This window comes from Agarivorans sp. 2_MG-2023 (assembly GCF_030548085.1).
In the GTDB taxonomy this organism is placed as follows: Bacteria; Pseudomonadota; Gammaproteobacteria; order Enterobacterales; family Celerinatantimonadaceae; genus Agarivorans.
This window is the reverse complement of sequence record NZ_JAUORQ010000024.1, coordinates 22,940-30,992: the sequence shown is the minus strand read 5'-3', so window position 1 is coordinate 30,992 and position 8,053 is coordinate 22,940. Positions and strand designations below refer to the sequence as shown.

The 8,053-nt window shown below is 43.0% G+C and carries 9 protein-coding genes; 2 read left to right on the top strand and 7 right to left on the bottom strand.

Annotation, left to right across the window (positions count from 1 at the left end; genetic code table 11):
- Positions 1 to 426 (top strand): cellulose binding domain-containing protein (locus Q4549_RS21445; RefSeq protein WP_303557276.1); only part of this gene is annotated, 426 nt, incomplete at its 5' end.
- 96 nt (positions 427 to 522) lie between these two features.
- Here Q4549_RS21445 and Q4549_RS21440 read toward each other — a convergent pair.
- From Q4549_RS21440 to Q4549_RS21425, 4 genes are all read right to left on the bottom strand, one after another.
- On the bottom strand, positions 523 to 1,857 hold the full coding sequence (locus tag Q4549_RS21440; RefSeq protein WP_303554555.1) for a GNAT family N-acetyltransferase: 1,335 nt from the start codon (positions 1,855 to 1,857) through the stop codon (positions 523 to 525).
- Positions 1,858 to 1,923: 66 nt separating this feature from the next.
- Positions 1,924 to 2,421 carry a GNAT family N-acetyltransferase gene (locus Q4549_RS21435; protein WP_303554553.1) on the bottom strand — a complete coding sequence of 166 codons (498 nt, stop codon included), beginning with the start codon at positions 2,419 to 2,421 and terminating at the stop codon, positions 1,924 to 1,926.
- Positions 2,422 to 2,570: 149 nt separating this feature from the next.
- On the bottom strand, positions 2,571 to 3,146 hold the full coding sequence (locus Q4549_RS21430; RefSeq protein WP_303554551.1) for a YdeI family protein: 576 nt from the start codon (positions 3,144 to 3,146) through the stop codon (positions 2,571 to 2,573).
- 114 nt (positions 3,147 to 3,260) lie between these two features.
- A complete protein-coding gene (locus Q4549_RS21425) occupies positions 3,261 to 4,064 on the bottom strand; it encodes a DUF2971 domain-containing protein (protein WP_303554549.1) in 804 nt (267 codons plus the stop codon).
- A gap of 356 nt (positions 4,065 to 4,420) precedes the next feature.
- Here Q4549_RS21425 and yidA point away from each other — a divergent pair, with 356 nt between their 5' ends.
- Positions 4,421 to 5,254, top strand: a complete 834-nt coding sequence (gene yidA, locus Q4549_RS21420; protein ID WP_303554547.1) for a sugar-phosphatase — start codon at positions 4,421 to 4,423, stop codon at positions 5,252 to 5,254.
- A gap of 72 nt (positions 5,255 to 5,326) precedes the next feature.
- Here the strand turns inward: yidA and Q4549_RS21415 are convergent, their stop codons facing one another.
- From Q4549_RS21415 to secF, 3 genes are all read right to left on the bottom strand, one after another.
- On the bottom strand, positions 5,327 to 6,001 hold the full coding sequence (locus Q4549_RS21415) for a DedA family protein (protein ID WP_303554545.1): 675 nt from the start codon (positions 5,999 to 6,001) through the stop codon (positions 5,327 to 5,329).
- A 65-nt stretch (positions 6,002 to 6,066) separates the two neighbouring features.
- Positions 6,067 to 7,158 (bottom strand): calcium:proton antiporter, encoded by a 1,092-nt coding sequence (locus Q4549_RS21410; RefSeq protein ID WP_303554543.1) that lies wholly within the window; start codon positions 7,156 to 7,158, stop codon positions 6,067 to 6,069.
- Entirely contained in the window at positions 7,155 to 8,051 is an 897-nt protein-coding gene (gene secF / locus Q4549_RS21405; protein ID WP_303554558.1) for a protein translocase subunit SecF, read from the bottom strand. The genes Q4549_RS21410 and secF overlap by 4 nt, the downstream gene beginning before the upstream one ends.
- Between the last annotated feature and the right edge of the window lie 2 nt (positions 8,052 to 8,053).

Here is an 8,053-nt window from a genome sequence, read left to right as displayed (position 1 = left end):
CCCCGCGCCCGGAGACGTTCATCACATACACCCGTGGACCGAGTTGACACAGTTGACCCAGTTGACCCAGTTGACCCAGTTGACCCAGTTGACCCAGTTGACCCAGTTGACCCAGCAACAGACCCGCTTATCGGCTGTACAGTCAAGCGAATTGACAATTGGACTGGCGGATTTGTGGCCTATGTTGAAGTAAATAACCAAGGCAAGCAGGCCAGTAAAAACTGGCAGGTACAAGTAGATTTTGCTTTGCCTGTGGCAGTAAACAATAGCTGGAATGCTGATTTTGAGAGTGCGGCTACCTCAATAACGGCGAACAACAAAAGCTATAACGGGGTCATTGCAGCCAACGGCGTAACAGAGTTTGGCTTCCAAGGAACTTACGATGCTAATCAGAGCTTTGTTAAGCCTAGCTGTAGCGTAAAGTAATTAAAAAGCTTAATCCTAATTTCAGATAGCATTTCGCTAACGCTGAAACGTAAACCTAACCAAGGCTGCCTATTGGCGGCCTTTTTAAAGTCAACATTAAGCCAAAACACACTTTACAAAAATGAACTGCGGATGCTGAGACAAGCGTAAGAAATGCTCTGGAGATAATTCTTTTAAAGCTTCGCTGGGTTTACCCTCGCTAAACTCACTCAGCAACATACCGTTACTGGTAAGGGCTGAGATTAAGGCAGATAAAGAGCGGCGGTAAAAACTCACAGAAACCGGTTTACCTACTGTATCCCACTCTTCGGTAATCAGCTCTGTCGCAAAATAGTTCCCACTGGGGCTGGCCTCAAAATCAATTAATGGATGATGAGTTGAAAACACAAAACACCCTTGCGGTTTAAGTACCCGTTTAACAGCGGCAAACAATGGATTTAGATCTTCCAAGTAATGAAGCATCAGTGGGCAAATCACCACATCAAATTGCTTATCTTGCTCCTGCGGCAAGCCCTTGGCTAAATCTTGTTGATACACCTTAAGCTGCGATCCCAGCTTTTGCTTAACCAGCAACACCATTTCATCTGAATTATCAATCGCGGTGACACTCGCACCATTTGTTAGTAAATATTCAGCATAAACGCCAGAGCCACACCCTAAATCAAGCACATGTTTACCCTGCACATCTCCCAACATAGCTTGTAAAGAAGGTCGCTCATAATGGGCGTTATAAATATTGTCTTGAATCGCCAAATCGTACTCTTTGGCGTAAGTAGAATACATTGCAGGTTTGTTCATCAATGGCTCTGTTTGTGGAGAAAGAGAGGGAGCAGCTGTTAGGTATTCTAATGTGCTAGAACCGCTAAAACCCAGTAACCATTTTAGGTAGGGGTAATAATCAGAGCTAACAATTTTAAAGCCTTTTGCTAGGTAAAGCTTTTTGGCTCTTGGATTGCTATCAATAACGTCTAAACGAACCCGTTCAAACCCTAGCTCTGTAGCATGCTCAACCATTTTATCGAGAAGCATAGAGCCAAGGCCTAAGCCACGATACTCCTCGGCAACAACAATTCCGTCCATTACTAAGGTTTTTGCGCTCGCTTTACGTTCAAACAAACTAAACACCGCTGCAGCCCAAAGCCCTTTAATCGAGCCAAGAATTCGGGATAAACCAGCCCAAGCAATGCCAGACGTAAAGCTACCCTGCGGTGTTTGAAAACCCGCGACAGCCACCACTTTTTGTTGATGCATGACAACAAACGAATATTCAGGCTTAAACGCCTCTGCTAATACCCTAACCCGCACACTTTGTTGGTTAATCGCCAAAGCAAACTTTTGACCAAAAGCCTGGTCGTAAAGCTCGGCAACCGCTGCTCGGTATTCTTCAGACCAGCTATGTTGAAGCAATAAATCATCAGCAATACTTTTCACAACAAGTCCTTTTTATAGGCTAAGCAGTAATACTTTTACGTGACCAAACAACTACACAAAACAACGCTATGGCTTAATGTTCAGTTCCATAATCCAATCATCCATCACATAACCTTGACCAATATCTGCACATTCCTCTCTTACTTTAACAAAGCCCATTTTTAAGTAAGCTGCAATTGAGTCGTGATTATGTCGATTTACTGTAAGGTTTACGTTTGAAGCACCATTGTCCTTGGCAAACTGCTGAGCAAACGCCATTGCCGCTTTTCCCACACCTAAACCTCGCGCCGAATGACGCACATACAGTTTACTCAAAAATAAACCACTTCCTGTCAGTTGAATACCCAGATACCCCGCGTTACCACCATTATGTTGCAATAAGTAATAGTGGTAATTCTCAGATTTAATTTGCTCACTAATTCTATCTAAAGAATGATAGTTAGCCAGCATATACTCCACCTGGTCTTTCCCAATAATCGGCGTGAAGTGCTCAAGCCAAATCTCTCTGGCCAGCGCAGCCACTGTTTGAATATCTTGCGAAGTGCTAATTGGGAATAAGGTCATGATATTTCCTTTTGTAATGCGGATTTCTCGCTAACTTGGTAGAGATGAGTTGAATCACGATGGTGAAGTCATTCAGTGTCAATAACTAAGAATAGGCATGCGGTTTTTTACAACAACATCCGTTCAACACTTGGTAAGTAGAATCACGGTTACTTGGGCTTTTCTTGGTGAACAAGCTTGTCCATGTACTTAGTAAACCGTTTTAATCTGGTATCAGATTTCTTGGCACTGATTAATCCATAAGCGATAACATAACGACTCGATTTAGTGAGGGTATCAAAAAACGCTTTCGCTTGAGGCTTGTCCTCTAGTGCTTCGAGAAAATCTGTTGGTACTTGCATTTCACTTACCACATAAGCGCTTTCCCAGCGCCCGTCAGCTTTAGCTTCCCGAATATGCACAAGCCCAGCTTCCATCATGCGGTTTTCCGCAATCAAGCGCTCTGCATGCTCGGTGTTTCTTTTAGACCAGTTACTGCGTTTCTTTCTAGGTGTAATGCGTTGAACATAAGCCTGCTCATCGATGGACTTCTTAATACCATCAATCCATCCCCAACATAGCGCCTCAATAACAACATCATTCCATGTCACGCTCTCAATTCCGCTATTTTTCTTGAATATCTTTACCCAAAGTTCAGTTTTGGAATCGTGGTTTAGTCGCAGCCAATCGCCAAGATCTTGGGGTGTAGCAAATGACATAGTGTTCAATGAATCTGCCTCAGGCATAAATGAAGGCCTCTTTGGTACAACATGCAATAATCTTAACTAAACTTGCCGAGTACAGCGCTAAATTAGCCAAAGGTTTTAATATACCTACGTAAGAACAAACTTAAAGTTGCTTTACACATATGGAGAAGCAGTTTCAGTTACCTCTACTAGTTTACCCATATTGGAAAAGAACAAATCTGAGATCATAAAACTATTTCGTTTATCCACTAAAGGTCCAGTCCTAATTGACTTAATGCATTCGGGCGTAATCGGTACACAAACATAACGAGTTAACCCCAATGAACAAGGCTTAATCTTTATATCTCCGTTAAAACTGTCTTGGAAAATAAAAAAGCGAACTTCTGACTCAGCCCGAAATGATTCATGTTTCATTTGAATAGCCATTTCTTGTAGCGAGGTAATATAGTTTGACGCAAAGTGAATATGATTCAAAAATTGGGGATGAGAGCGATTCATAGATTTGTACCAGTTATTATCTCTTACTGATTGCACATACTTTATGAACAAATCTCGCTTTTCTTCTTCGCGGTAAACGCATTCGTGCGATACAGCTTTATCATCCCTTAGTAATTTAAATACCTGTTTTTCCAATTCATCTTGATCAAATTCGATGCAAACTCCTAGGCCTTTTTGTGTATAAGACCTCCACTGAGTCAAATCATCTTCGATCTTGGATGTAGAGAAACCGAATGACACATATTGAAACTCGTCAGTGTTACTGCGTTTAAAGTAAAACTCCGGAGGCAGCTCTGCTTCACTGAACTCATTTGCATACGCTTCACGCAACAATTCGTCATCTACTTTAGTTTCAAGAGGATCATTCATCATTCCGAAGCTACCAAAATGTAATGACTTATTCGTAACGATATTATAAAGAGCCTCAATACTCGTGTAGTGGTAGCAAGATTTACTCATAGATTACCTTGTTGCTCATAAATGATGACTAGCGAATTGCCAACTTACACATAACAGATTAAGAATTTTCCATTATCTACTAACAAAACAGATTAATAGTCAATAAAATCAAAATCTAAGAATAAGTACTTGGATTAATTAGTAATAGCTTTAGTGCCGAATTTTTAGTCACGATAATGCCGTAAAAGAGGCTATCAAATTAACCACTAGGTATCATGCTCGGCGCTGATTTATTAAGCATTGATCTAGTTTATACAGTCGTCATATTTTTAGTGTAAAATCGCCGCTCGTTTATGCAATGTTCGCTGTTAGCTAACGCTGTCTGGTTTAGCTCTTACCAAAGGTTTGCCCCAAATATGATTAAACTTATTGCCCTAGATATGGACGGCACACTTCTCAATGACGAGAAAAAAATTACCCCTCGTACTTATCAAGCTATTCAACAAGCTAAACAAGCGGGTGTAAAAGTAGTGCTTGCCTCTGGCCGCCCACTACAAGGCTTGCGCCCTTACCTTGAGCAATTAGAACTGACCAGTGATGAAGACTTCGTAATCTCTTACAATGGCTCATTAGTGCAGCGAGTGGGCAGTGGCGAAGTGATTCATAAAACCACGTTACTCGGCTCCGACGGTATTTCTTTAGCTCGTATTGCTGAGCAGTTGGGCGTTTTTGTTCATGCCTTTTCGGCTGAACACGGCCTCATTACCCAGCAACACAACCCATGGACAGACATTGAATCATCAATTAATGGCATGGACGTAAAAGAAATTGATTTTGCTAGTTTAGATGCCAACGATGCATTAACTAAAATTATGTTTGTTGCAGAAGAAAGTGTATTAGACGAAGCAATTGCTAATTTACCTGCAGAGTTACGCGAGCAATACACCGTGGTTCGTAGTGCGCCTTTCTTCCTAGAGTTCTTAAACATTAACAGCAACAAAGGTGTGGGTGTAGAGCAGCTTGCCAAAATACTAAACTTGGATGCTTCTCAAGTGATGTGTGCAGGTGACGCCGACAATGATCGTCATATGCTGCAATACGCAGGGTTAGCAGTAGCCATGGGCAACGCCGATGAAGAGATCAAAGCCATGGCAAACTACATTGCACCAAGTAATAAAGAAGATGGCGTAGCCGTTGCGATTGAAGAAAAGGTGTTAAATGCGCTGTGCGTAGCCAATAGCAGCAATTAAATAGCCACAAACATTAAAAAGGAGTACAGACAATACCGTGCTCCTTTTTAATATACTGGTTTTTAATCGAACTCAATCACATCCTTTATCTTCACACCCTACCATCGTCACATTTTTAGACGCGTAATAACGAACAAGCAAAGTAACAATTGCAACCAACATCAACATCAAGCTGACTAATAGCAGTGTTTTTGATAGCAGCGCTTGGTAAGGGCTGAGTTTAGGATGAATCATCAACCATTTACCGCTTATTAGTAAAACCAAACACCAGGTTACAGAGCTCGTCATACTGATAAAAATAGTTCTCCAAACACTCAGCTTAGATAAACCCATTAGCATCGGTGTGAGTACTCGCACAAACGGGATGAAACGCGAGACAAACAGTGACAAAAATCCATATCGCTGCAACAAACCTTTGGCTCTGGGTAAAGACTCATCTGGAAGTACCCGATGTAGAAAGGGAACCAATTTAGTTTTATTCAGATATCGGCCTTGTACATAGGCGTTAATACTGCCTAAAGACGCCGCTAAACAAAGTACGCCAGCTGCTGGGTAGAAATCTAAAATACCTAGCCCCACTAATCCGCCAACAAACAATACCAAGCTATCGCCGGGTAAAGGCAGAAATACAAAACTTGATTCGAGTAATAAAATAAACCCCAGCAGTAACAAAAAGCCTTTTAGTGAACTCACTTGTTGCAAGGTATCGAAATCGTGGTGCCAAATCGCAATGAAAATGTCTTGCATAACGCACGGTATCCTCAAAAATGAAAACAACCTTGTGCCTAGTAGGCACAAGGTGAAAGTGGGTATTACTCAAACATCAGTATTATGTAAGCAACAAACAGAATCAGGTGAGCAACCCCATTAAGCGAGTTGGTTCTGCCGCTACTAAAGCTCACGCTAGCCATCAATAAGGTGATTGCCAGCAACACCATTTCCGCAGGTGCTAAGCCGAGCTGTATCGGTTGCGCGATAACATGAGAAATGAGTAACACCGCCGGCACCGTTAACGCAATGGTGGCTAACACCGAACCGAAAAACAGATTAAGAGCCCGCTGTAACTGGTTGTTTAAGGCGGCTTTGGCAGCGCCTACCGCTTCTGGCGCTAAAATTAACACCGCAACAATAAGCCCCCCCAAGGCTGGTGGTGCACCAAGTAGGCTAACAGTGCTATCAATTGGAAAAGCTAAGCTTTTAGCCAATAAAATAACCACCAGCAAATAGCCCACTAACATAATTGAGTGGTAAAGATTACTGCCTAGCGGCCCATGAAAGTCGTGCTCATCTTGGTGGTCTTCGTCCATAAAAAAGTGAGTATGGCTGCGGGTTTGAATAAACAAAAACACACCATACAAACCCACCGAGGCCAATACTAAGGTAATAGTGAGCGGGGCCGACATAGCGCCTAGCGCACTTGTGCTAGTAAAGTTAGGCAATACCAAACACAACAAGGCCAAGGGGATAATCGCCACAAGGTAAGATTTCAAGCCCTCGGAATTGTATTTCTGAGTGTGATACTTCACCCCACCCAGCAATAACGTTATCCCCACCAGCCCATTGAATACCGTCATCACAACGGCAAACATGGTATCTCGCGCCAGTACAGGGTTAGCTTCACCGGTGAGCATCACCGACGAAATCATCACTACTTCAAGCAAGATCACCGACAAGGTTAAAATCAAAGTGCCATATGGGTCACCAAGCTTTATCGCCAAGGCATCAGAATGCCTCACCACTGCAAATATCGCCGCCATTACCACCACAAACAGCCCAGCAGTAAGCACAATACCAGGCCAAGCGCTCATATGATTTTGCAGTAAACCATCGCCACCGCTTTTAAACAGTAAAACGGTGATAACCCCCAACAACAATACCCATTCTTTTTTCAAATATTGGCTCATGGCAAGGCCTCTTCTGGATTACGAGCGGCTAGCTGATAATGTTTAGGATCAATTCCGATTATTTGGGGTAGCGTTACACCTAAGGAGATAGACGACCAAGTTCCACTCACGATGCCCAAACACAAGGCAATGGCAAAACCTTCTAAAGCAGGCCCACCCAGTAACCACAAACTCGACACCGTGACTAAGGTGGTACCCGAGGTGATTAAGGTTCTTGAGAACGATGCGCGAAGGGCATCATTAATCAATTCATTGGCACTGCCTTTGGGTTTGGCTTTAAACAATTCTCGAGCTCGGTCGGCGATAATAATGGAGTCGTTCAGTGAGTAGCCGAGCACCGCCAGCACCGCCGCAAGAATGGTTAAGTTAAACTCGAACTGAGTCACCGAAAACAAACCTAATACAATCACCACATCGTGAACTAGGGCAACCAACGCCCCCAGAGCCAATCGCCATTCGAAGCGATAACTTAAGTACAACATGGTTAATACAAAGCACGCCAAAATAGCCAAACCACCTTCTTCAAGCATGTCTTGCCCTACTTGTGGGCCAACAATGCTGCTATTTAGCACTTCTACTGAATCGCTAAACGAGCCAAGAGTAAGCATCAAACTTTGGCTATGTTCACCCACTTGATTGTAACGAAGGATCCAACGGCCGGGCTCTGTGGCGCTAATTAGCTGAACATCTTGCTGCAGAGCTTGATTGAGCAAAGGGCTTAGCTCACTGGCTCTTAAGTGAGGGTCTAAGCGAACCTCTGCCACCACACCACCGGTAAAATCGAGCCCCCAATTTAAGCCCTTAAACGCAATAAAGGCGGTGGCCACCACAAACAGTAATAGCGATATGGCAGACATACTCAATCGAGTACGCGTCAGTAATGAATGAGAAATAG

What these genes read in the sequence shown, in the direction of transcription:
- yidA (WP_303554547.1), top strand. Translation starts at nt 4,421, where the DNA reads ATGATTAAACTTATTGCCCTAGATATGGACGGCACACTTCTCAATGAC.
- Q4549_RS21425 (WP_303554549.1), bottom strand. Translation starts at nt 4,064, where the DNA reads ATGAGTAAATCTTGCTACCACTACACGAGTATTGAGGCTCTTTATAAT.
- Q4549_RS21430 (WP_303554551.1), bottom strand. Translation starts at nt 3,146, where the DNA reads ATGCCTGAGGCAGATTCATTGAACACTATGTCATTTGCTACACCCCAA.
- Q4549_RS21435 (WP_303554553.1), bottom strand. Translation starts at nt 2,421, where the DNA reads ATGACCTTATTCCCAATTAGCACTTCGCAAGATATTCAAACAGTGGCT.
- Q4549_RS21410 (WP_303554543.1), bottom strand. Translation starts at nt 7,158, where the DNA reads ATGAGCCAATATTTGAAAAAAGAATGGGTATTGTTGTTGGGGGTTATC.
- Q4549_RS21415 (WP_303554545.1), bottom strand. Translation starts at nt 6,001, where the DNA reads ATGCAAGACATTTTCATTGCGATTTGGCACCACGATTTCGATACCTTG.